The organism is Frankia alni ACN14a (genome assembly GCF_000058485.1).
Taxonomy (GTDB): Bacteria; Actinomycetota; Actinomycetes; order Frankiales; family Frankiaceae; genus Frankia; species Frankia alni.
Genome location: NC_008278.1, coordinates 1,443,637 through 1,466,558, shown reverse-complemented (window position 1 = coordinate 1,466,558; position 22,922 = coordinate 1,443,637). Strand labels below are relative to the sequence as shown.

Sequence of the window (22,922 nt, the reverse complement as noted above, 5' to 3'; positions counted from 1 at the left end):
CCAGGTCGGCAGGCCCAGACCGGGCAGGCCCAGACCGGGCAGGCTCAGCCATCGCGCCGGTCCGCCGCCGGGCCGACAAGGACGCGACCGGCCCGCACCTCGACCGGGTGGACCGGGATGCACACGCCCTCGGCGTCCAGGCAGACACCGGTGACCAGGTCGAACGCCTGCTTGTGCAGCGGGGAGAAGACGACGGCGCGCTCGCCACGGGATCCGACGAGACCGCGGCAGAGCACGTTGGCCCGGGAGATCGGGTCGGTGTTCCCGACCGCGACGACCGGCCCGTCGCTGAGCCGGAACACGGCGACCTGCGCGCCGTCGACGAGCGCGCCGGCCCCCCGGTCCGGGGTGAGATCCTCCAGGGCACAGACATCGGTCCAGTTCACGCTGACCTCCAGGTGGTCTCGGCGGGGTCCGGCAGAGCGAGTGCCGGCGTCGCGGCGGGGGCGGGGGCGGCGGCGGACTCGGGCGGGCCGGGCTGGCGCACGACCGGCAGGGTCGTCCCGGCGATCAGCGCCACCCGCTCGGCGTCGCGGGCCGGCCGGGGCTGGCCACGGTCGAGCACGTGGAGGATGTCCGGGTCGGGCGTGTCGGGGGCGTTGACGAACGAGGTGAACCGGCGCAGCGCCACCGGATCGGCCAGCGTCGCCTTCCATTCGTCCTGGTAGGTGTCGACGTGGTGCTCCATGGCCGCGTCCAGCTCGGCGCAGATGCCCAGCGAGTCCTCGACGATCACCTCGCGGACGTGCGCCAGGCCGCCGTCGAGGCCCTCCACCCACGGCGCGGTGCGCTGCAGGCGGTCGGCGGTGCGCACATAGAACATGAGGAACCGGTCGATGTAGCGCACGAGGGTCTCGGTGTCGAGGTCGGCGGCGAACAGCTCCGCGTGCCGCGGCCGGTGACCGCCGTTGCCGCCCAGGTAGAGGTTCCAGCCGAGCTCCGTGGCGATCACGCCGACGTCCTTGGAACGCGCCTCGGCGCATTCGCGGGCACAGCCGGAAACCGCCATCTTGATCTTGTGGGGGGAGCGCAGCCCGCGGTAGCGCAGCTCCAGGTCGATGGCGAGGGTGGTGGAGTCCTGCACGCCGTAGCGGCACCAGGTCTCCCCCACGCAGGACTTCACCGTGCGCAGCGACTTGCCGTAGGCGTGCCCGGACTCCAGCCCGGCATCGGTGAGCCGCTTCCAGATCTTCGGCAGGTCCTCGGCACGGGCGCCGAGCAGGTCGATGCGCTGACCACCAGTGATCTTGGTGTAGAGGTGGAAGTCGCGGGCCACCTCGCCGATGAGGATGAGCGCCTCGGGGGTGACCTCGCCGCCCGGCAGCCGGGGGATGACCGAATACGTCCCGTCCTTCTGCATGTTCGCCAGCAGGTGGTCGTTGGTGTCCTGCAGCGCGGCCCGCTCGCCGTCGAGGATGTAGCCGTTGTGGATCGAGGCGAGGATCGACGCGACCACCGGCCGGCAGACCTCGCAGCCCCGGCCCCGCCCGTGCTCGCCGATGAGCTGGGAGAACGTCGTGATCCCGCGGACGCGGACGAGCTCGAACAGCTCGGCCCGGCTGTGGTCGAAGTGCTCGCACAGGGCCGTGGAGACCGCGATGCCGGCGGCGGCGAGCTGCTGGCCGAGGATCGTCTTCAGCATCGGCACGCAGCTTCCGCAGCTCGTGCCCGCGTTCGTGCAGCCCTTGAGGCCGGCGACGTCGGTCAGCCCGTGGTCGCCGATCGCCGCGCAGATCTGGCCGTGGGTGACGTTGTTGCAGGAGCAGATCTGCGCCTCGGCGGGCAGCGCCACGCCGGCACCGTCGCCGTCGCCGGCCGGCAGGATCAGCCGCGCCGGGTCGTCCGGGACCGCACCGGCGGCGCCGACCAGCGCCCGCAGGGTGCCGTACTCGCCGGCGTCGCCGACGAGGATGCCGCCGAGCACGCTGGCCGCATCGTCGGAGAGCACCAGCTTCTTGTAGACCCCGGTGACCGGGTCCGCGAAGGTGATCGGCAGCGCACCGGGCGTCGCGGCGAAGGCGTCGCCGAAGCTCGCCACGTCCACGCCGAGCAGCTTGAGCTTGGTGGACAGGTCCGCGCCGGTGAAGGTCGCCGCGCCGCCGAGGAGCCGGTCGGCGACGACCTCGGCCATCGCGTAGCCGGGGGCGACCAGCCCGTAGACCCGCCCGCCGGCCGCCGCACACTCGCCGATCGCGTAGACGTGCTCGTCGCCGGTGCGGCAGCCCTCGTCGACGACGACGCCGCCCCGCTCGCCGACGGGCAGGCCGCACGCGCGGGCCAGCTCGTCGCGGGGGCGGATACCCGCGGAGAACACGACGACGTCGGCGTCAAGGCCGGCCAGGCCCTCGGGGTGGCGACCGAAGACGAGCCGGGCGACCCGGCCGTCGGCGTCGGCCTCGATCCGCTCGGTGGCGGTGTCGGTGTGCACGCCGATCCCGAGCCCGGTGATGTGGGCGCGCAGCGTCTGGCCGCCGGCATCGTCGACCTGCGCGGGCATCAGCCGGGGGGCGAACTCGACGACGTGGGTGGTCAGGCCCAGGCTGCGCAGGGCGTTCGCCGCCTCCAGGCCGAGCAGGCCGCCGCCGATGACGACGCCGGTGCCGGTGCGGCTCGACCGCGCCGACGCGCTGATCGCGTCCAGGTCCTCGATGGTGCGGTACACGTGGCAGCCGGCGGCCTCGCGCCCGGGGACCGGCGGCACGAACGGCGAGGAGCCGGTGGCGAGCACCAGGGCGTCGTACCGGTAGCTGTGCCCGGGGGCGGTGCGCACCGTGCGGGTGGCCCGGTCGACGGCGACGACGGGTTCACCGAGCCGGACCCGCAGCCGGGGATGGTCGAGGAAACCGGCCGCGACCAGGCTCAGGTCGTCCGCCGTCGACCCGGTGAAGTACGCCGACAGGCCGACCCGGTCGTAGGCCGGCCGTGGCTCCTCGGCCAGGACGGTGACGTCCCAGACCTGCCCGGCGTCCCGTTCCCGCAGCGCCTCGCACAGCCGGTGGCCGACCATGCCGTGACCGACGACCACCAGCGACCGAGCAGACATCCGCGCACCACCCATGTCCCATATCCGATCCAGGGATCCGCCACCGTCGGAGGGAACCCGCTACGGTGGCTGACCGTACGAGCGGTGGATGTCGCCGCCGACTCAGGTCGACGTCGTCGCGGAAACAAGGCACGCACCCTCGGCCGCGGCCCGATGTGAGACTCCGTCGGCCCGGACCGGACAGGCCTCACAGGACCGAAACGACGCCGGTTAACCGCGCCGTTGCCAACCGGTAAGCGCCCGGACATCGGGGTGCCTGATCCTTCCAGGGACCTGAGATCGGCGTGGGTCCACAGGCCAGGAGGTCGTCATCTTGCCAACCCCCAGTTCCGCGCGGCCCGAATCCGGCGAGATCGCCGACGGTGCGTCGGTGACGGAACGGATGCCGGTGACGGAGCTGCCTCCGCTGCTCGGGTTCACCGTCGGGATCACTGCGGCCCGGCGCCGCGAGGAGCTCGCCAGCCTGCTCGAACGGCGAGGCGCCCGGGTGGTGCAGGCACCGGCGCTGCGCATCGTCCCGCTTGCCGACGACGGGAAGCTGCTCGCCGCCACCCGGGCCTGCCTCACCGAGCGCCTCGACGTCGTGATCGCCACGACCGCGATCGGCTTCCGTGGCTGGCTGGAAGCCGCCGAGGGCTGGGGTCTCGGCGACGGTCTGCGCGACCGCCTGGCGCAGGCCCGGCTGTTCACCCGCGGGCCGAAGGTGACCGGCGCGGTCCGGGCGGCGGGGCTGACCGAGTGCTGGTCGCCCCACTCGGAGTCGGGCGCGGAGCTCATGGCCCATCTCCTCGGCACCGACCTCGCCGGCCTGCGCATCGCCGTGCAGCTGCACGGCGAACCGCTGCCGGACATGGTCGAGGGGTTGCGCGCCGCCGGGGCGGAGGTGGTCGAGATCCCGGTGTACCGGTGGGAGCCGCCCGAGGACCTGCGCCCGGTCGGGCGGATGGTGGAGCTGATCGTCACCGGCGGGGTGTCCGCGGTGACCTTCACCAGCGCGCCGGCCGTGCTGAGCCTGCTGGGGACCGCGCGGGAGGCCGGCCGTCTCGACGAGACGCTGGCCGCGCTGCGCGCCGACGTGCTGGCCGCCTGCGTGGGACCGGTGTGCGCCGCGCCCCTCGTCCGCGCGGGGATCCCCGTCGTGACGCCGGAGCGTTACCGTCTGGGGGCGCTGGTGCGCACGCTGTCCGACGAGCTGCCGCGCCGGCGGGTGCGCACCGTCGAGGCCGCCGGGCACGTACTGCGGGTGCAGGGCGCGGCGGTGATCGTCAACGGGGAGCCGGTGATGCTGGCGCCGAAGACGGCGGCGGTGCTCGACGCACTCGCCGAGCGTCCCGGCCGGGTGCTGTCCCGCGCGGAGCTGCTGCGCCGCACGGGCACCGCGGGGCTGACGGACGAGCACGCGGTGGAGATGACCGTCGCCCGCCTGCGCACAGCGCTCGGCCCGGCCGGCCGCGCAGTGGAGACCGTCATCAAGCGGGGCTACCGGCTGGCGATCGCCTGAGCCGGAGCGCGACCTTCTCCGATTCCTCTGCCTGACCACCGTCGCCCCGACGTCATCGGACGCCCCCGCCGGACGACGCCATCCGACAACAAGGGACAACAGCGCACGACAGCGTCGGACACCTCGTCCGACGACGTCATCCGGGAATGGTGGCGCGCGCCTGCGCACGGGCGCGTTTTCGCCGCGCCGTTGCGGACCCGCGGTCAGCCGTCCCGGCCGAGCCGCCAGCGCGCCGCGCGATATGCCCGCCAGCCGGACCGCAACCCGCGCCGGGCACTCGTGAGCGCATCGCGGTGCCCGAGGGAAACCAGGCGCAGGATGTCGGCCGCCCCGGCCGCCCGGTCCACCACCAGCCGGCTGATGCCGAAACGGGACTGGGTCGGCTGATGCAGCCGGTAACCGACCTCGCAGGCCGAATCGAATCCCGCCGCCGCGACCACGTGCCGAACCGACGCGCAGTGGTATCCGAAGGGGTAGGAAAAGCTGTCCGGGCTGCGCCCGGTCTTCTCCTCGATCATGCGCCGGCTGGCGGTCACGTCATAGCGGGCCAGCGCCGTGGGCACCACGTCCAGTTCGAGATGGCGATGACCGTGCGAGCCCAGTTCGATGCCCTCCCCCGCGAGGTCGGCCAGGTCGGACCAGCCCAGCAGGGGGAGATTTCGTTCGGTGTAGTCGTCCAACCAGGTGGCGCGCCGGCCGGCGTAGGCGGTCGGGATGTAGAGGGTGGCCCCGGCGTCGGCCGTCTGCAGGGCCGGCAGGGCCGTCGTCACGAAGTCCTCGAAGCCGTCGTCGAAGGTGATGGCCACCTGCCGGCGGTGCGGATGCGCGAGCGCGTCGGTGAGCCCGGTGAGGTGGTAACCGCTGGCCGCGAGCGCGCCGAGCTGCTCGGCGAACAGGCCCGGCGGGACCTCCCAGCGCCGGAAGTCGGCACTCACGGAGTCACCCACGCTGTGGTACATCAGGACGGGCAGGGGCATCGGAGGCGCTTCGTCCAGCACGCCGGAGGCGGCACCGGGCAGCGCGGTCGCCAGGGTGGTCACCTCGTTCCCGTACCCGCGACGATCGCCGTCATGCCCGGATCGAGCCGGAAATTTCCGTGCATATACCTGTGTGCATTCATCTGCAGGGACACAGGCCGTACTCCCTCCGCGACGACGGTGCGCAATCGTGGACGAACAGGTGACACGGGCGAACATCCCATCGAGTGAAGTAGTGCGCGAACCAGCTCAGGAGGCCGAAACTAAAACATCGAACGGTCCGCGAACTACCCGGGACTCTACACGCGCATACCGGGCGTGCCAATGGCATCGGGAGATCCGCCGGAGACGTCACCCAGGGGTGGTCTACACGGTCCCGACCCACTCGCCGGACGGTCCGGATCAGGCCGCCGGCCGGATCACTGCCATTTCACCGGGCGTTCACCGCGGATACGGTCGAATTCAAAATCGTCCGGTAAATCGGGGGAACACGGATGGGTAGCCCCGCGGAAGGCATGAACGACAAACGTGAAGGCCGCCGGCCACGGCGGAGAACAGGTCTTTCGATCGATCGATCCGCGCAGGCGCGGAGAACCGACGCCGAACAGCACCGGGCGACGGGGCTGGCGCCCTCACGCCTGGTTCTCGACGGCCCGCCGCCACCGAATCTCGGCATCGATGAAATTGTCGAGCTCGCCGTCGAGCACACCGCCGGTGTTCGAGGTCTCGGTGTCGGTACGCAGGTCCTTCACGAGCTGGTAGGGGTGCAGGACGTAGTTGCGGATCTGCGATCCGAAGGAGACGTCCTGAGGGCCGCCGGTGATGCGCTGCTTGGCCGCGGCCTCCTCGGCGCGACGCCGCTCCAGGAGCTTCGCCTGCAACACGATCATCGCGGCGGCCTTGTTCTGGAGCTGGCTGCGCTCGTTCTGGCAGGTGACCACGATGTTGGTGGGCAGGTGGGTGATACGGACCGCCGAGTCGGTCGTGTTGACCCCCTGGCCGCCCGGGCCGGAGGACCGGAAGATGTCGATCCGCAGGTCCTTGTCGTCGATGTCGACGTGGTCGGACAGCTCGACGACCGGGGTCACCTCGACACCGGCGAAGGAGGTCTGCCGCCGGTTCTGGTTGTCGAACGGCGAGATGCGCACGAGCCGGTGCACTCCGTGCTCGCTGCGCAGCGTCCCGTAGGCATAGGGGGCCTTGACCTGGAAGGTGGCGGATTTCAGGCCCGCCTCCTCGGCCTCGGAGGTGTCGAAGACCTCGGTGGGGTAGCCGTGGCGCTCGGCCCAGCGCAGGTACATCCGCAGCAGCATCGCCGTCCAGTCGGCGGCGTCGACGCCGCCGGCACCCGCGGAGAGCTGCACGATCGCGTCCCGCTCGTCGAACTCGCCGGACAGCAGCGTGCGCACCTCCAGCGCGGAGATGTCGCCGTTGAGCGCCGGCAGATCGGCCGCAGCCTCGGCAAGCAGGTCGTCGTCGCCGAGATCCGCGGCGGCGGCGATGTCGTCGAGCCGGCGGCGCAGCCCCTCCACGCGGGAGATGTCGCCGCGGGTCGACGACAGGCGCCGGGTGACGACCTGCGCCCGGTCCTGGTCAGACCACAGGTCGGGGTCCGCGGCCTGCCGCTCCAGCTCCTCGGCGCGACGGCGCAGCCCCTCCACGTCGAGAACGGACTCGATGCCGCTCAGCGTGGCATCGAGCTGCTTGATCTCCTCGGACAGGTCGACGGCCATGGTGTTCACCTTACCGGCGCCTCCCGCGACCACGGGCAGGACTGATCTTGACCCGACGCGCGACGGACCACAGCGGCCGGGCTGGCCGTCCCCCGGCGCGGGGCCGACCGGGGCGGCGGGAGGTCGTCCGCCTACGAACCAACCGGCCGCCGAGGACGGTCGGCGGCCACGTCCGACACCGTCCGCCGCCGTCGCGCCGACACCGGGCTGCGGTCGTGAAAAGCCACGTCGATGAAACATGCAAAGGCATGGAGACATCAGCCTGAAACACGGGATGCGGGCTCGCGAATATCCGGCCAACCGACACCCGCACCGCGGACAATCCGAACGGTAACCGCACCACCTACCCGGGCAGGCCACCGCCCGGACGTCGATCGACGCCAATCCACGAAGAGACCTGTCCCACATCGCTGAGCGCACACGATCCCGCGCGTTCGTCGCCCCCGAACGATATCTTTGACCGCGGCGCTTCGCCGGCGAATTCGCCGGGCATCTGGCTCCGCGGGGCAACGTGGTCCCGCCGGCTGCCGGGCTGCCACCAGGTCATGGTCAGGAGACCAACGAACACGGACACACGGTTAATGCGGGCCGCCAGGGGGCGGAACAGTCAGTGCCGGGCCGCGTGACAGGGAAAGCGAGGGAGGCCGCCATGGGAACCCAGCTCAGTCAGCAGACCGACCGGGGCGCGCAGTTAGACCTGGCGGTTCACCGTCCCGTCGCGCTTCGCCGGCAGGCAGACGGCGGCGCGATCACCCCCACCCGAGCACGAAGGGTGCCACCGTGTCCGAAGCCTCGAACCGGCGGTCCGTCCTGGTCGCTACCGGCCTCGCGGCGGTGGGCTCCATGAGCCTGGGAGCCGACGCCGCCGCGGACGCCGCCGGACTGCATGACGCCTGCGCCGCCGCGCTGGACGCTGCGGTGGACGCCTATGAGACCACCGATCTCGGCGCGACCGCCGCCGCCCTCGTCCCCCTCGAACGCACGACCAGGACGGTGCCGCGCGAGCACCGGCTGCGCGGGCGGGCCGCCCTGGACTGGATGCGCCTGCACGCCGCCGTGACGACCGCCGCGGCGGCCGTGGCCTACGACCGCGGCCAGCACGCCGACGCCGCCACCCGGGCGGACCGCGCCGCCGCCCTCGCCCGCGCCGCCGGCGACGGACCACTCGCCGCGCGGGCGCTGGCCCTGCGCGCACGGATGGTCCGCCCGCACAGCCCGGCGGTCGCCCTGCAGATCGCCGGGGTGGCCGCGCGGATCGCCGGGTTCAGCCCCACCCGCGCGCTCATCGCCGGCAAGGTCGTCACGAGCGCCTGCGCGGCCACCGGCGACACCCCCGGAGTACGCGACGCGGTGGCCCGTGCCTGGCAGACGATGGAACGCCTCGGCGACGACGACTTCGGCTCCCCCGGGTTCGCCCTGGAGACGTACTCCCCGGCGGACCTCGCGTTGGCCTGTGCCGAGGCGCTGACCACCGTGGGCGCCGCGGACGAGGCCACGCCGCACCTGGAGCGGGCCGAGACGCTCATCGCCGGCTCCGGCCAGACCGGAATGGTGGTCTCGGTCCGGATGGCGCAGGCCCGCGCCGCGCTCGCCCGGGAGATCCCCGACCGGGACGAGGCCGCCGCCTACGCCGGCCAGGCGGTGACCCTGTCGGCGGACCGGCCGGCGCAGTGGCTGGCCCGGCTCGTGCGTGACGTCTCCGAGCTGGCCGACCTGCGCACCGGGCAGGGCCTGGACGATCTCGTCGACGCCACCACGCCCTGGCTGCGCGAGAGCTGGGAGGCCGACCGGGATCCCCAGCGGCCGGCGGCGCGTTTCGGCGCCCCCGGCCCGAGCGGCGTCATGGTGCAGCGGGCTGGCGGACCACCGACTGTGCCTGTGCCCCGGCCCGCACGGTGACCGGCCCGACCCCGAGGTAGCCCACGACCGGCAGGTCGACCAGGCGCGAACCCTCCACCTCCACCGTCGTCGCGTCGACGAGGTTGGAGGTGAGGGTCGTGCGGCCGCTCGGGTCGGACTGCTGCTGGTACTGCGCGACGGTCGCGTTGATGTCCGCGAGCGGGAGTTCCTGGAAGGCGTCCCTCGCCGTGTAGATCGCGTTCTCGTCGATGCGCTGCGCGGCCGCGAGCGCCGCGCCGTCCGCGGCCGAGGCGACCGACCGGCGAGCCAGGTAGACGGCGGACACGTCGGTCACGACGACAACCAGCATCGCGGCGACCATCAGGTAGCCGAGCGTGAGGATGAGGATCGTCCCGCCGTCGGCGCCGCCGGTCGCGGCCCGCTCACCGGTCGCGGCCCGCTCACCGATGCCGGCCCGCTCACCGGTCGCCGGGTTCCGCCGCAGGTCACCAGGCATGTGCTTCTCCCCGTCCGGGATCGCCGGGCACCCCGCACCGGCGTCCTTCGCCGATCCGCCGCCCGGCATCCCCGCATTATAGGAGAATGCGCCACGTACGGATCATGCGGCGCGCATACCTCCCCGGGGGGGAAGGATCATGACTGAAGGGTCACCGGGGGCGCTCGTCGCGGAGCGTTTCCGGCTGGTCGAGATGCTCGGCCGGGGCGGGTTCGGGACCGTGTGGCGGGCATTCGACGAAAAGCTGCGGGCGGACGTCGCCCTGAAGGGAATTCGGCGCCCAGCCGACCTGTCCGAGGCCGAACGGGACGAGATCGAGACCCGGCTGGAAAGAGAATGCCAGATCTCCGCCGCGCTGCGGAAATGCCCGCATGTCGTCACGACCCTCGATGTCGTCCGGGATGTGGATGACGATCCGTGGATTGTCATGGACTATTACCCTTCCCAGTCGTTACGGGCGGTGCTCGACCGGGAGGGGCGGCTGGCGCTGGCCGAGACCGCGGCCATCGGAACGTGTGTACTGGCGGCCCTTGTGGCCACGCACGCGGCGGGGGTCGTGCACCGCGACGTCACCCCGGCGAACATCCTGCTGGGTACGGACGGCTCGGCGCGGCTGACCGACTTCGGGGCGGCGTTGCGCACGACCGATCAGCGGATCACCGTCGGCGCTCTCGGCGTGCCCGGCTTCGTCGCGCCGGAGGTGCTGACCGGGCGCTCCCCGCAGCCCGTCGCCGACGTGTTCGCGCTCGGGGTCACGCTGTTCACCGCCGCCGAGGGCCGGCCGCCTTTCGACTCCGTGACCTGGGCCGAGGCCGCGTCGGCCCAGCCCGGACGGGCGGCGGCGACGACGGCCCGGTCCGGCCCGCTCGGCCCGCTGTTCGACCGGATGCTCATGCCCGACCCGGCCGCGCGGCCCACCGCGGAACAGGCGCTCGCCGCGATCTGGGAGTTCCTCGACGGCGCCGCCGGCGACGTGACCGCAGACCCGTTCGCCACAGAGACCCTCGACAGCACGGAGACCCTCGACAGCACAGAGGACCTCGGCCAGGCGGAAGACCCGGATGGAACGGACGGAACGGACGACCTCGACGGAACGGGGGCCGCGGAAGACCTCGGCTTCACGGAAGACCCTGCCGGGACGGGCGACCTCGATAGGAGGGAGGCCACGAAAGGGCGGGCGCTGCAGGGGCTGGGCGAGGGTGCGGCGAGTTTTCCCGAGCGGCGCCTGTCGCGGGTCGCGCTGCTCGCGGTGGGCCTGATCCTGCTGTTCGCGTCCGGAATCGTGCCTGCCGGTCTCGGCGGTGGTTTCAACCTCTGGGATCCCTGGCATCTGCTCTCGGTCGCGGTGCCGGTCGTCGCCGCGTTCGCGTTGTTCTGGCGGGCCGCGCAGCCCACGGGACATCTCGCGATCGACGCGGATCGGATCTCGACGGAACGCGGGTGGTACCACTTCACCATTCACTGGAGCCGGATTGACACGGCTCGGGTGGCAGCCGGAAAGCTCGCCGTCACCCTGATGGAAGGGGACATACCCGTACAGACTTCCCAGTACGAGCGGATCTGGCCGCTGCCGCGCTACAACGCCCGCACCGGCGTGCTCACCGTCTGCCGGCTCTCCCGTTTCCGGGGCGCCACCCCGGCGGCGGTCTCCGCGGCTCTCGACGCCACCGCCTGGCCGCACGTCTGACGATCAACCCTCAAGGCAGCGGCGTCACGATTCCGCCGGTCGAGTCGCTCACCGTCGGAGGCCCGCTCCAGCACGGCGACGACCTCGCTGCGACCGCGGTCCCGGTCGCGGAACAGCGACACCGCCCCATCGGACCTTGAAGTTCGATCATCGAAAACAACATCGACGCAGCTCATGGCGCAACTATCCATGATCGCGTGACGCATCTGCCGGCCTGGGGCGTCTGCCGGGACCTTCAGGGCGTGGCGAGGCGGTCGACGAGCACGGCGATGCCGTCAAGCAGGCGGGCGAGGCCGAAGTCGAACTCGCCGTCCATGTCGTCGTCATCGTCGAGCGAGCCGGAATCGATCGCGCGTTGCAACGAGGGGAACACCGCGGGATCGATGAGCCGCGAGAGTAGCGCGCCGTAGCCCGGCATCATCTTCTCCCCGCCGGAGGCCGCTTTCAGGTCGGCAGACAGCGTGGCCTCGTTGCGGACGAAACCGCTCAGCAGCAGCACCGAGGACAGTTTCTGCTGCTCCGTCAGGGGGGTGTGCGCCAGGCATCGCAGGCCGTCGTCCATCCAGGCGACCATGTTCGGGCCGAGCGGCGGGGTGCTGATCGGGACGCGCAGGGCCCAGGGATGACGGTCGTACGCCGCCCGCGCGCCCTGCGCCCAGCGACTCAGACCCGCCCGCCAGCCGTCGTCGGGCTCGCGCGGGCCGGGCGGGCTGCCCATCGCAGCGTCCACCATCAGCAGCAGCAGTTCGTCCTTGGCGGCGACGTACCGGTAGAGCGACATGGTCGCGGCGCCGAGCTCCGCGGCGACGCGGCTCATCGACAGCGCGCCGATGCCGTCGGCCTGGGCGACGTCGACCGCCGCGGCGACGATGCGCTCCAGGCTGAGCCCTCGGCGGGGTCCGCGGCTCGGCCGCTCCCTGATCCCCCAGAGCATCTCGACGGCCGGCGGAAGGGCGAAGACGCCGGGCGCCTGCGGCCTGGCGCCCACAGCGGAGGCCGCGGGCACGCTGCCCGAGCCCGAGGGCACGCCGGCGGATGCCGCGGGCGCGACGCCGGATGCCGCGGGCGCGCTGGCCGGGTCGCCTCCCGGTCCGGGGCTGCCGGCCATCGTCACCTCCGCGCACGTCAGGGATCCGACAGCCGCCCTTCGCCGCACCGCCGTTGACGCCATCCTAGATCTGCGTACCATCTACGCTATTCAACGTACGTCATACGCAGTTCGACCTCGCGGCGAGGAGTACCCTCACGATGTCCACTGACCTGGCGATCGAGGCCGTCGGGCTGGCCAAGTCCTACGGCTCGACCTCCGTGCTCGACCATGTCGACCTGCGGGTGTCCCGCGGCGGCGTGTTCGCGCTGCTCGGCCCGAACGGCGCGGGCAAGACCACCACCGTGCGGATCCTGGGCACGCTCACGCGCGCCGACGCCGGCCGCGTCCGGGTCGCCGGCCACGACGTCGGCACCCAGCGTCGCGAGGTCCGGCGGCGGATCAGTCTGACCGGCCAGTACGCGGCCCTCGACGAGGCGCAGACCGGCGAGCAGAACCTGCGGATGATGGGCCGGCTGCTGCACCTGCCGCCCCACCTGGCCCGCCGGCGCGCCGCGGAGCTGCTGGAACGGTTCGACCTGACCGCCGCCGGCCGGCGCCGGGTCGAGACCTACTCCGGCGGGATGCGCCGCCGGCTGGACTTGGCGGCAAGCCTCGTCGGCGAGCCAGAGATCATCTTCCTGGACGAGCCGACGACCGGGCTGGACCCGCGCAGCCGGGCCGCGATGTGGGAGATCGTCAGCGAGCTTGCGACCGCCGGCGTCACCGTCTTCCTCACCACGCAGTACCTGGACGAGGCCGACCGGCTCGCCGACCGCATCGCGGTCGTCGACGGCGGGCGGGTGGTCGCCGAGGGGTCCGCGGCGCAGCTCAAGGAGCAGGTCGGCGGGCGCCGCCTCGACGTGGAACTGACGGCCGCCGCCGGGCCCGAGGCGTTCGCGACGGTCGTGCACCAGCTCGGCTCGCGCGCCGTCACCGCCGATCCGGCCCGGCGCACCCTCGGCATCGCCACCGACGGCACGGCGGCCCACGTGCGCGCCCTACTCGACGAGATCGACGCCGGCCGTGACCGCGTCGCCCGCTTCGACGTGCACGGCACCACCCTGGACGACGTCTTCCTCGCCCTCACCGCCCGCCCGGCGCCCACTGAGACCCGCCCGACGCCCACCGAGATCCGCCCGACCGCCATCGAGAAGGGAAGCACTCGTGTCTGAGCTGACCTTGGCCCAAGCGACCGTCCGCCCCACGCCCCGGCCGGCGTTCGTCGACGCCGCCGGCCACGCGGCGACGATGATCGGCCGCAGCCTGCGGCTGTCCGCGCGCAGCGTCGACGGCATGATCACCGCACTCGCACTCCCGATCATGCTGATGCTGATGTTCGTCTACCTGTTCGGCGGGGCGCTGCGGACCGGCATCGACTACGTGGACTACGTCGTGCCCGGCGTGCTGCTGGTCTGCGCCGGCTTCGGGGCGGCGACCACCGCTGTCACCGTAACCAGCGATCTGACCACCGGCGTGATCGACCGGTTCCGATCGATGGACGTCTCCGGCGCCGCGCTGATCTCGGGGCACGTGGTGGCGAGCGTGGTGCGCAACCTCGTCTCCACCGCGCTGGTGGTCGCCGTGGCCCTCGCGATCGGCTTCCGCCCGTCCGCCGGGGTCGGCGGCTGGCTGGTGGCCGGGGGCGTGCTGGCGCTGTTCGTGCTGGCGCTGTCCTGGCTGTCGGCGACGATCGGGATCGTCGCCGGTTCACCGGAGGCGGCGAACGGGTTCACCTTCTTCGTCAGCTTCCTGGCCTACCCGAGCAGCGCGTTCGTCCCGGTCGACACGATGCCGTCCTGGCTGCGGGGCTTCGCTCGCGACCAGCCGGTGAACACCGTGGTCGAGACGACCCGCGCGGCGCTCACCGGCGAGCCGGTCGGCTCCATCGCCTGGCACGCGGTGGCGTGGAGCCTGGGCATCATCGCGGTGTCAGTCGTGGCTTCGAGCGTGTTGTTCAACCGCCGGATCCGCTGACGGGCAGCTCGGCGACCGCCCAGGCCGCCGCCGGGCCCGTCACGGGGCCCGGGGGTGGCCCTTAGCCTGGTCGCGGATCGCCCGCGTTGGTCAGGTCGCCCGGTCGAGCGGCGCGGGCGCCGGCGCCTGGGCGGCGCGGTTCACCTGTCCGCCGCGTTGCCGGCGGACGGATGGGCTGCACCATTTCCACCCGCGTTGGCCGCGTTGCCAGAGAAGGGGGCGGACGGATGCGTCACACCCTTCCCGCCCGCGTTGGCCGCGTTGCCAGCGTTCGGCGGCGGCGGGTTGGTCAGCGCGAGAAAGTTCAGCCAGTCCTGCAGTTCGTGGGTGGACAGCCAGTCGACCAGCGCGGCCAGGGACGCGTTGTCCGCGTCGCTTGCATTGCCTGCGTTGCCGGACTCCGTCCCGGCGCTGGCCGGCGTCGCCACTCCCGCCACCGCCGCCGCCGAGAGCGTGAACGCGAGCCCCAGGCCCGCCAGACGTGATTTGCGCACGTGAACGTCCAACCTTTCCGAGTAGGCATCGAAGGGTGAACAACCGGCTCAACGCTGCATAAAGACTTCCTCCCGCTGCCTGACTGAGGACCCTCCGAGGCGCTGGAGCGCCCCGAGTCTCCCATGGGGGAGGTTACTACGTCTCGGGTATTACGTGACGTTCTGTCGTGGAACTCAGCACGGCTCACCCTCGGTGCCGACGTGGTGTGAGGCATCCGAACGGCATGGACGTGGGCGGGCGCGCCCGGTGCCCGTCTACTCACACCGCCCGGGCCGCGGACAGCCGCTCGCCGCGCGGCGCCCAGGCCGGGCTATCCCCGCAGCGCCCGATAGGTCTCGGCGGCGGCCGGGTGCAGCGGCAGCGGCTCGGTGTTGATGAGGTTGCCGACGTCGAGGTACTGGGTGCCCCGGGCCTGCTTCGGCACGAGCTGCCCGGCGTGCTCGACCAGCACCCGCACGGTGTTGCGGACCACCCGATCCGGGCAGTGCGGCCCGGTGACCAGCAGGTTCGGAACGCCGACCGTATGCACGGCGCCCGCCGCCCGGTAGGTGCCGGCGGGCAGGGCGACCTCGTTGTAGTACCGGCCGTAGCGGCGGCGCAGTTCGGGGACGTAGGCGCCGAGCTCCAGCAGCCGGATGCCCCACTCCCGGTCCGCCTGGGCCAGGACCTCCGTCGGAACGCCGCCCGACCACAGCATGGCGTCGATCATGTCCTCGCGCAGCGCGCCCACGGCGTCCTTGAGGGACAGGTGGCGCGCCTGGCCGAGCATCACCCCCGCCGTGGCGAACAGGCGCTCGCCGAACAGTGCGGCGCCGGAGCCGTTGGCACCCAGCGACACGGCCCGGCCGGCCAGGTCGGGCACGGCCCGCACCGGACTGTCGGCGCGCACGACGAGCTGCATGTAGTTCTCGTAGACCCGGCCGAGCGCGGAGAGCCGCACCGGGCGGCCGAAGGCGGGCAGACCCTTCTGCGCGGCATCGAGGGCGTCGGCGAGGGCGAGCCCGAGGTCCGCCGTGCCGGCCGAGACGCTGCGGATGTTCTGCACGCTGCCGAGCGTCGGAACCACCTGGGCGTGCAGCAACGGGCGGAGCAGGTTCGCGAACTCGATGTAGAAGCCGTCGGGTTCCCCGGCCGCGATCGAGACCGTGGGGTCGTCCGACGAGCAGCCGCCGGCACTGGCGACGGTGACGGCGGTGGCCCCGACTGCCAGGGTGCCGAGCAGCACCGCGCGGCGAGAGGCGGTCACGAGGCGGCTCCGGGCGTCGTCGCCCTCGCCGGGTCGTCGCGCCGTCGGGCCCGGCGGCGCTGGGACCTGGGCAGCCAGATCGTCGGCATCGTGTCGGCCCCGCCTGACCGCGAGAAGCCGGGCAACCCCGAGCCGCGCCCGCCGTTCGCCGGCGTGCCCGCGGGCGCGGAGTCGGCCGGCGGGGACGTGGGCCGCTCCCCGACGGGCAGCTCGGCGGCCACGGACAGCCCGTGCGGCGTCACCGTCTCCAGGATGAGTCGCCCGCCGTTGTTGGTCACCAGCCGCTCGGCGATCGCCAGGCCGAGCCCGGAGCCGGACAGGTCGTGGTTGCCGCGGCGGAACCGTTCGGTCAGGTGCGGCAGCTCGCCGGGCGGCACGCCGACGCCGTCGTCGGCCACGGTCACCCGGCCCCGCCCAGACGGCCAGCGGGCGGTCACCGTCACGGTCACCGTGCTGCCGGGGGCGTACTTGATGGCGTTGTCTATCAGCACGTCGACGATCTGCTCCAGGTCGGTGTCGGCGCACAGCAGCGGGATGGGTTCCGCCGGGACGCGATCGACCAGCGTCACGTCCCGGGCGGCGGCGGCGGGCAGCCAGAAGTCGATCCGCTCGAGCACCGTCGCGCTCGCGTCGCAGGCGGCCGGAGTCGCGGGATGGGCGGCGAGCTCGGTCGCGGCCGCGTCGGCGACCGCGAGCGCGCGCATGCCGTCGAGCAGGACCTGCAGCCGCCCGGCCTGGGCGACCATGGAGGCATAGGTGTCGCGCGCCTCGTCCGGCAACGAGCCGGCCAGCATGTCCATCCGCAGCCGCATCGCCATCAGCGGGTTGCGCAGCTGGTGAGAGGTGTCGTCGATGAGCGCCCGCTGACGGCGCGCGGAGTCGGCGACCGCGTCCGACATCCGGTTGAACGACGTGAGCAGCGTGCGTACCTCCGACGGCCCCTGCTGCGGCGGCACGTGCGCCGCCACCACCCCCTTGCCGACCGCCCGCAGGCCGTGCTCGAGCTGGGTGATGGGTCGCAGCACCCAACGCACGATCAGCAGGATCACCGTCGCGAACACCGCGGCGACGGCGAGCACGCCGAGCAGGACGTGCCCCCACACCCGCCCGACGTCCGCCGCGGCGCGGTCCCGGCTCGACACCAGCACCACCGCACCGCTCACCTCGACGCCGTTGCCCACCGGCCGGGCGAACAGGACCCGCCCGGACGACCAGGGCCGGATGTCGGGCAGGCTGGCCTGGCGCTGGTTGCGCAGCGCCGCGTCGATCGCCTGGGCGACCTGCCCGCCGCTTGCGAGGTCGCCGAGGTCGCCGCGGGAGACGATGGGATGGCCCGCCGCGTCGACGACGGCCACGGCGTCGCCGTAGAGGTCGGCGTGCGCGTCAATTTCCGGTTCGAGCTGGTCGGAGCCGGTGAGCGCGAGCTCGGCGAACCGGTTGATGTCGGCGGTGCGCCGGCTGACGAACCGGTCGGAGCGTTCCGCGGAGGTGGTGTAGAGCAGCGGAACGGCGAACGCGGCGAGCGCACCGAGACCGGCCACGATGAGGACGATCAGCAGCCGCCGGCGCATCTCAGTCGCCCAGCCGGTAGCCGAAGCCGCGGATGTTGTGCAGCGGGCTGGGCCGGCCAAGCTTCTTGCGCAGCTTCGACAGGTGCACGTCGAACGTCCGCGACACTGCCACGTAGGCGTCGCCCCACACCTCGTCGAGCAACTGCTCGCGGCTGACGGCCGCGCCCGCCTTGCGGGCGAGCACGGCGAGGATCTCGAACTCGATCCGCGTCAGCACGACCTCCTCGCCGGCGACCGTCACCAGATGGGTGTCGAGGTCGATGGCGATGTCGTTGACCTGCACTCGCCCGACCGGGGTGGCACCGCCGCGCTCGGTGCGGCGCAGGATGGCCTCCATGCGGGCGAGCAGCTCGTCCATCCGCACCGGCTTGATCAGGTAATCGTCGGCGCCGAGACGCAGGCCGCGCACGATGTCGCGCTCGTGGGTGCCCATCGCGGTCAGGACGAGGACCGGGGTCGCGGCCAGCCGGCGCAGGCGACGCAGCACCTCCAGCCCGCTGATGTCCGGCAGCCCGAGGTCAAGGAGCAGCAGGTCAGCGTTGCGATGACGGAGCAGGGCGTCCGCTCCCCGGGTCACCCACTCGACCGGGTGGCCGCGCGCGTCCAGGACGTCCTTGATCGCGCCGCCGACGCCGTGGTCGTCCTCGACCAGCAACACACGCATTGTCAGCCCCGATCTTCAAGCCCCGACTGGTGAGGTCTCCTCCATCGATACGTGGATCAGCAACGACACCAGCAGGCAGGCCCCCGGGTAGTAGCCCGAAAACGGCTTCTGGGCGGCACGTTCGGGCCGGTTGGACACGTTCGGCGGCGATGCGGCCCCGGCGACACGTCGTTCGACGATTCCTCGCCGCCGGCGCCGGACCCGCCCGGCTTCGGCCACCCGGCATCGAGCGATGGCATCCCGACCGCCCTTCTGGATCACGGCCACCGAGGGCGATCGGTTGCGCCCGCGGTCTGCCGGTGGTGTCGCCTGGACGACCGGGCGCCGTGTGGTTCACAGCGTCACGCCATGATGGCGCGTGGTCACCCATTCCGTCCGTTCTGCACCTAAGTCGGTGATTTGTGTCATCAGCCACACCCTCTGGCCCTGACCGGTCGAGCGGCGAGGAGTCCGGGCAGGCGCGGGGCGTCGTCCCCGCGGTTCCCGCGATCCCCGCGGTTCCCGCGCAGCCCGGCGAGACGCGCGGGTCGGCGCCCGTCGATCCGGAGCCGGTACCCACCCGCGTCCTCGACGGTCCCGCGGCCTCACCGCCGCCCCCCCGGGTTGTATCGCCCGTCCCGCCGCCGGGCCGAGCCGGTCCGGACTCCTCGCGCGAGCCTCCCGCCCCCGGTGGCATCGACGATCCGGCCGGGGGCACCGGCTGCCCCTATCCGGGCCTCGCCGGGTTCGACGCCGCCAGCGAGCGGTGGTTTTTCGGCCGGGAGCGAATGGTCATCGACCTGGTCGTCCAGGTGCGGACGCGGCTGACCGCGGGCGGTCCGCTGGTCCTGGTGGGAGCATCCGGATCGGGAAAGTCGTCGCTGTTGCGCGCGGGTCTGCTGCCGGTGCTGGCCCGCGGGGCGGTCCCAGGGTCGGACACGTGGCCACAGGTGCTGATGACACCGGGTGAGCATCCCGTGCGAAGCCTGCTCGATCAGATCGCGGGGGTCGGGATCGCGGCGGCGGTGTCGGGTACGGACGCCGAGCTCCCCCAGCGGCTCACCGAGATCCTCGCGTCCCACCCCGGCGGAGGGGTGGTGATCGCCGTCGACCAGTTCGAGGAGATCTTCACCAGCTGCGACGATCCTTCCGAACGGGAGACCTTCGTCCGGGCTCTGTGCGCGGCGGCGGCAGCCCGCAACGACCGGGGTCCGGCGGCCGCGGTCGTCCTCGGTCTGCGGGCCGATTTCTATGCCCGCTGCGCGGCCTACCCAGAGCTGGTCGAGGCGCTCCAGACCGGCCAGGTGGTGGTCGGCCCGATGACGGCCGGGGAGATCCGCGACATCGTCGTCAAACCGGCGCGGACGGTGGGCGTCGACGTGGAACCCGGTCTGGTCGAGTTGCTGCTGCGCGACCTGGGAGCGGCGACGGCGGCCCCTGCCCAGGGCGCCGTGAGCGGGGCGGGAGTCGTGGCCGATCCCGGCTCGCTGCCGTTGCTCGCCCACGCCCTGCGCTCGACCTGGTTCGCTCGGGAATCGTCGCTCGGCGGGAACTCGTCGCCGCTGACGGTGGGGGCCTATCTGCGGATCGGTGGCCTGACCGGCGCGATCGCGCAGACGGCCGAGGGCGCCTACACGGGGTTGGCGGCCGGCGCGCAGCAGGCTGCCCGTCCGCTGCTCATGCGGATGGTCCGCCTGGGCGAGGGTGAGCAGGACAGCAGGCGGCGGGTGCGACGGGCGGACCTGCTCGCCGCGGTGCCCGCGCGCGAAGCCGAGGCCGTGCTCGACGCGCTGGTCGCGGCCAGGCTCGTCGAAGCCGACACCGAAGGCGACGGCGACAGCCTGCAGATCGCGCACGAGGCCCTGCTGCGATCGTGGCCGCGGCTGCGGGAGTGGATGGACGTCGACCGGGCCGCCGCGATCGCGTTGCAGCAGCTCGGCGACGCTGCCGAGACGTGGGATCGCGGCGCGCGCGATCCGTCGTACCTGTTCGGTGGGACCCGGTTGGCGGCGGCCCGGGAATGGGTGGAGTCGCAACCGGACCAGGCGCCCCTCTCCCCGGTCGCCCGGGCCTTCTACGACGAGAGCCTGCGCGTCGATCTCGCCGCGCAGCAGGCGGCGGTCCGGCGGACCCGTCGGCTGCGGCGACTCGTCGCCGTCACGACCGTCCTCGCGCTGGTGGCGGCGTCGCTGGCAGGGCTCGCCTACCGGCAGGGCCGCACGGCGGCGGCCGCCCGCGACCGCGCGTTGTCCCAGCGGATCGCGAACCAGGCCGACCTTGTCCGAGGGCCGAATCCGGCGATCGCGGCGCAGCTCAGCCTGGTCGCCTACCGGAAGGCCGACACGCCGGAGGCACGGGGCAGCGTGCTGTCGTCGTTCAACGGCGGTTCCGGAGTGCCGACCCGCTACCTGTTCCACCGCAACGCCGTGGGGGCGGTGACCTACAGCCCGAACGGGAAACTGATCGCGACGGGCAGTGACGACTGGGCCACGGCCATCTGGGACGCGGCCGATCCGCGCAGGTCGACGCCGCTCGCCGTCCTGCCGGGCCCGCGCGACGGCGGCCACACGCGGGCGGTGAAGTCGGTGGCTTTCAGCCGCGACTCGACCCTGCTCGCCACCGGCAGCGGCGACCGGACCGCCAAGATCTGGGACGTCTCGACACCAAGCCGTCCCCGCCTTCTGGCGACCCTGCCGGAGGCCACCGGGGATGTGTACGGGTTGGCGTTCAGCCCCGCCGCGGACCGGCTCGCCGTCGGCGGTTACGGCAACTCGGCGCGGATCTACGACGTCTCCGACCCGGCCCGACCGACCCTGCAGGGTGCGCTACTGATCAACAATCGGGAACCCCTGCACCGGGGGCCGATCGACGCCCTCGCCTTCAGCCCGGACGGCACCTTTCTCGCCGCCGGCGACGATGCCGCCTCCGCGGTGCTGTGGTGGGTGGGCCCCGGGTTGCGCATCGGCCCGGTCGGCCTGCTCAACGCCCCCGCCGGCGACCCCACGTCGCCCAGGGTCGGCGCGATCCGGGCCGTGGCGTTCGGTCCCGACGGCCACAGCGTCTACACCGCCGGTGCCGCGGGCCGCATCCGGGTGTTCAGCGGGCCGAACCTGCTGCACCTGACCCACACCGCGACCCTGGGCGTCGGCAACGACCCGATGACCACGCTCGCCGTTGCCCCGAGGGGCGGTCTGGTCGCCGCCGGCGGCAACCTGTTCGACGGCGTCCCGCTGTACGACCCGGCCGCCACCACGTCCAGCACCGCATTCACCGATACCTCGGACGGGGAGAGGCCCCTCACCTTCCTCGACGAGGGCGCGGTGACCTGGACCGTCGCCTTCAGCCCCGACGGGCGCCATCTCGCCAGCGGATCCGCCGACGGCGCCCTGCGCGTCTGGGAGATCCCTGGGCCCGCGCTCATCGGCCGCCACGGCGAGCAGCAGTCGTCCGAGGTCAACCCGCGCACCGGTGACGTCGTCACGGTGTCCTACCGGGCGGCGGAACTCTGGAACATCGCCGACCCGTACCATCCCGCGTCACTGTCGGCCATCACCGACGATCTGGCCGACGACGGCGACGTCACGAACGGCGCGGCGTTCCGTCCCGACGGTCAGTTGCTGGCCGTCGGGACGGCCAAGCGGGTCTGCCTCTACGACATCACCGACCCGCGGCGACCATCCATGATCAGCACCTTTGCCGGACCGGTCGGCGGGGTGTTCACGCTCCGCTTCAGCCCGGACGGCCGAACCCTCGTCCTCGGCGGCTTGGGCGCGCCACCAGCGTCGAGCTTCTCCACCGAGCTGCAGACCTGGGACGTGCGCGACCCGCGGCATCCGGCCAGGCTCGCCGCCGTCACCGCCCACCGCGACAACGTCCGTGACATCAAGTTCAGCCAGGACGGCCGGATCATGGTGTCCGTCGCCGATCGCAGTGTGCGACTGTGGGACGTCCGCGACCCGCGCCGGATCGTCCCCCAAGCGACGTTGCCGGACTTCCCCGGCGAGGCGCTGCGCGCTGCGTTCTCCCCGGACGGCCGAACTCTCGCGGTCGGCGGTGGCGGCCCCCACGCCACCCTGTGGAACGTCGCCGACCCGTCCCGACCGGCGCTGATCACCTCGCTGTCCGGCCACGTCAGTCAGGTGAACACCGTCACGTTCAGCCCCGACGGCCGCACGTTGGTGACCGGCAGCCTGGACAACTCGGTGCGGGTCTGGGACGTCCAGCGCCTGGCGCATCCGAAGCTGGTCGAACGGTTGAGCCGCTCCGGCGGAACCGACACCGGGATCGGAACGATCGACTTCTCCCGGGACGGGTCGACCCTGATCGGCACGGTGTTCTCCCAGCCCGCGACGCTGTGGGACCTGGACGTGAAGCGGGTCGCGCAACGCGTCTGCACCCAGGCGGGAGTCGGCATCACCAGGGCGGAGTGGGCACGCTTCCTGCCAGACCAGGCCTACGATCCGCCGTGTGACTGACCTGGCCTTTGCGACAATCCAGCCTTTCGCGAAAATTCCCCTGTTCGCGCCGATCGCGCCGTCCCCTTCGGACCGGCGCGAACGGGGGACGCACGGTCTAGGCACCGGCCGGCGGAGGGCGGGCGGGCGGC

The 22,922-nt window shown here is 72.7% G+C and carries 17 protein-coding genes; 6 read left to right on the top strand and 11 right to left on the bottom strand.

What is annotated here, in order from left to right; translation table 11 throughout:
• Window positions 1-44: 44 nt before the first annotated feature.
• Both nirD and nirB read right to left on the bottom strand, forming a co-directional pair.
• Entirely contained in the window at window positions 45-386 is a 342-nt protein-coding gene (gene nirD, locus FRAAL_RS05935; RefSeq protein WP_011602553.1) for a nitrite reductase small subunit NirD, read from the bottom strand.
• A complete protein-coding gene (gene nirB / locus FRAAL_RS05930) occupies window positions 383-3,043 on the bottom strand; it encodes a nitrite reductase large subunit NirB (protein WP_083866982.1) in 2,661 nt (886 codons plus the stop codon). Before nirB ends, nirD begins: the two co-directional genes overlap by 4 nt.
• A gap of 313 nt (window positions 3,044-3,356) precedes the next feature.
• On the opposite strand from nirB, the gene FRAAL_RS05925 reads away from it, so the two are divergent.
• Window positions 3,357-4,544 (top strand): uroporphyrinogen-III synthase, encoded by a 1,188-nt coding sequence (locus FRAAL_RS05925; protein WP_011602551.1) that lies wholly within the window; start codon window positions 3,357-3,359, stop codon window positions 4,542-4,544.
• 203 nt (window positions 4,545-4,747) lie between these two features.
• Here the strand turns inward: FRAAL_RS05925 and FRAAL_RS05920 are convergent, their stop codons facing one another.
• Together FRAAL_RS05920 and prfB are read right to left on the bottom strand one after the other, a co-directional pair.
• Window positions 4,748-5,584: a polysaccharide deacetylase family protein gene (locus FRAAL_RS05920; RefSeq protein WP_011602550.1), complete on the bottom strand. Its 837-nt coding sequence runs from the start codon at window positions 5,582-5,584 to the stop codon at window positions 4,748-4,750.
• A gap of 569 nt (window positions 5,585-6,153) precedes the next feature.
• Window positions 6,154-7,254: a peptide chain release factor 2 gene (gene prfB / locus FRAAL_RS05915; protein WP_041940213.1), complete on the bottom strand. Its 1,101-nt coding sequence runs from the start codon at window positions 7,252-7,254 to the stop codon at window positions 6,154-6,156.
• 780 nt (window positions 7,255-8,034) lie between these two features.
• Between prfB and FRAAL_RS05910 the strand changes: the two genes are divergently transcribed.
• Window positions 8,035-9,153: a hypothetical protein gene (locus FRAAL_RS05910; protein WP_011602547.1), complete on the top strand. Its 1,119-nt coding sequence runs from the start codon at window positions 8,035-8,037 to the stop codon at window positions 9,151-9,153.
• Here FRAAL_RS05910 and FRAAL_RS05905 read toward each other — a convergent pair.
• A complete protein-coding gene (locus FRAAL_RS05905) occupies window positions 9,095-9,679 on the bottom strand; it encodes a pilus assembly protein TadG-related protein (protein ID WP_231861528.1) in 585 nt (194 codons plus the stop codon). The genes FRAAL_RS05910 and FRAAL_RS05905 overlap by 59 nt on opposite strands.
• Before the next feature lie 70 nt (window positions 9,680-9,749).
• Here FRAAL_RS05905 and FRAAL_RS05900 point away from each other — a divergent pair, with 70 nt between their 5' ends.
• Entirely contained in the window at window positions 9,750-11,297 is a 1,548-nt protein-coding gene (locus FRAAL_RS05900) for a serine/threonine-protein kinase (RefSeq protein ID WP_011602545.1), read from the top strand.
• Between the two features lie 235 nt (window positions 11,298-11,532).
• Here FRAAL_RS05900 and FRAAL_RS05895 read toward each other — a convergent pair whose 3' ends face one another.
• Window positions 11,533-12,405 carry a TetR/AcrR family transcriptional regulator C-terminal domain-containing protein gene (locus FRAAL_RS05895; RefSeq protein WP_231861527.1) on the bottom strand — a complete coding sequence of 291 codons (873 nt, stop codon included), beginning with the start codon at window positions 12,403-12,405 and terminating at the stop codon, window positions 11,533-11,535.
• 140 nt (window positions 12,406-12,545) lie between these two features.
• On the opposite strand from FRAAL_RS05895, the gene FRAAL_RS05890 reads away from it, so the two are divergent.
• Together FRAAL_RS05890 and FRAAL_RS05885 are read left to right on the top strand one after the other, a co-directional pair.
• Entirely contained in the window at window positions 12,546-13,559 is a 1,014-nt protein-coding gene (locus FRAAL_RS05890; protein WP_011602543.1) for an ATP-binding cassette domain-containing protein, read from the top strand.
• Window positions 13,552-14,361 (top strand): ABC transporter permease, encoded by an 810-nt coding sequence (locus tag FRAAL_RS05885; RefSeq protein WP_197537249.1) that lies wholly within the window; start codon window positions 13,552-13,554, stop codon window positions 14,359-14,361. The genes FRAAL_RS05890 and FRAAL_RS05885 overlap by 8 nt, the downstream gene beginning before the upstream one ends.
• A gap of 140 nt (window positions 14,362-14,501) precedes the next feature.
• Here the strand turns inward: FRAAL_RS05885 and FRAAL_RS32775 are convergent, their stop codons facing one another.
• The 5 genes from FRAAL_RS32775 to FRAAL_RS32770 all read right to left on the bottom strand — a co-directional run bounded on the left by FRAAL_RS32775 (window position 14,502) and on the right by FRAAL_RS32770 (window position 18,604).
• Window positions 14,502-14,855, bottom strand: coding sequence for a hypothetical protein (locus FRAAL_RS32775; RefSeq protein ID WP_193790323.1), 354 nt, complete (start codon window positions 14,853-14,855; stop codon window positions 14,502-14,504).
• A gap of 311 nt (window positions 14,856-15,166) precedes the next feature.
• A complete protein-coding gene (locus tag FRAAL_RS05875; RefSeq protein WP_041938899.1) occupies window positions 15,167-16,102 on the bottom strand; it encodes a TAXI family TRAP transporter solute-binding subunit in 936 nt (311 codons plus the stop codon).
• Window positions 16,099-17,673 carry a sensor histidine kinase gene (locus FRAAL_RS05870; protein ID WP_041938898.1) on the bottom strand — a complete coding sequence of 525 codons (1,575 nt, stop codon included), beginning with the start codon at window positions 17,671-17,673 and terminating at the stop codon, window positions 16,099-16,101. The genes FRAAL_RS05875 and FRAAL_RS05870 overlap by 4 nt, the downstream gene beginning before the upstream one ends.
• A gap of 1 nt (window position 17,674) precedes the next feature.
• A complete protein-coding gene (locus tag FRAAL_RS05865) occupies window positions 17,675-18,337 on the bottom strand; it encodes a response regulator transcription factor (RefSeq protein WP_011602538.1) in 663 nt (220 codons plus the stop codon).
• 15 nt (window positions 18,338-18,352) lie between these two features.
• A complete protein-coding gene (locus FRAAL_RS32770) occupies window positions 18,353-18,604 on the bottom strand; it encodes a hypothetical protein (RefSeq protein ID WP_011602537.1) in 252 nt (83 codons plus the stop codon).
• Window positions 18,605-18,738: 134 nt separating this feature from the next.
• Here FRAAL_RS32770 and FRAAL_RS05860 point away from each other — a divergent pair, with 134 nt between their 5' ends.
• Complete coding sequence (locus FRAAL_RS05860; RefSeq protein ID WP_011602536.1) at window positions 18,739-22,791, top strand: NACHT and WD repeat domain-containing protein; 4,053 nt, start codon at window positions 18,739-18,741, stop codon at window positions 22,789-22,791.
• The last annotated feature ends 131 nt before the right edge of the window (window positions 22,792-22,922 follow it).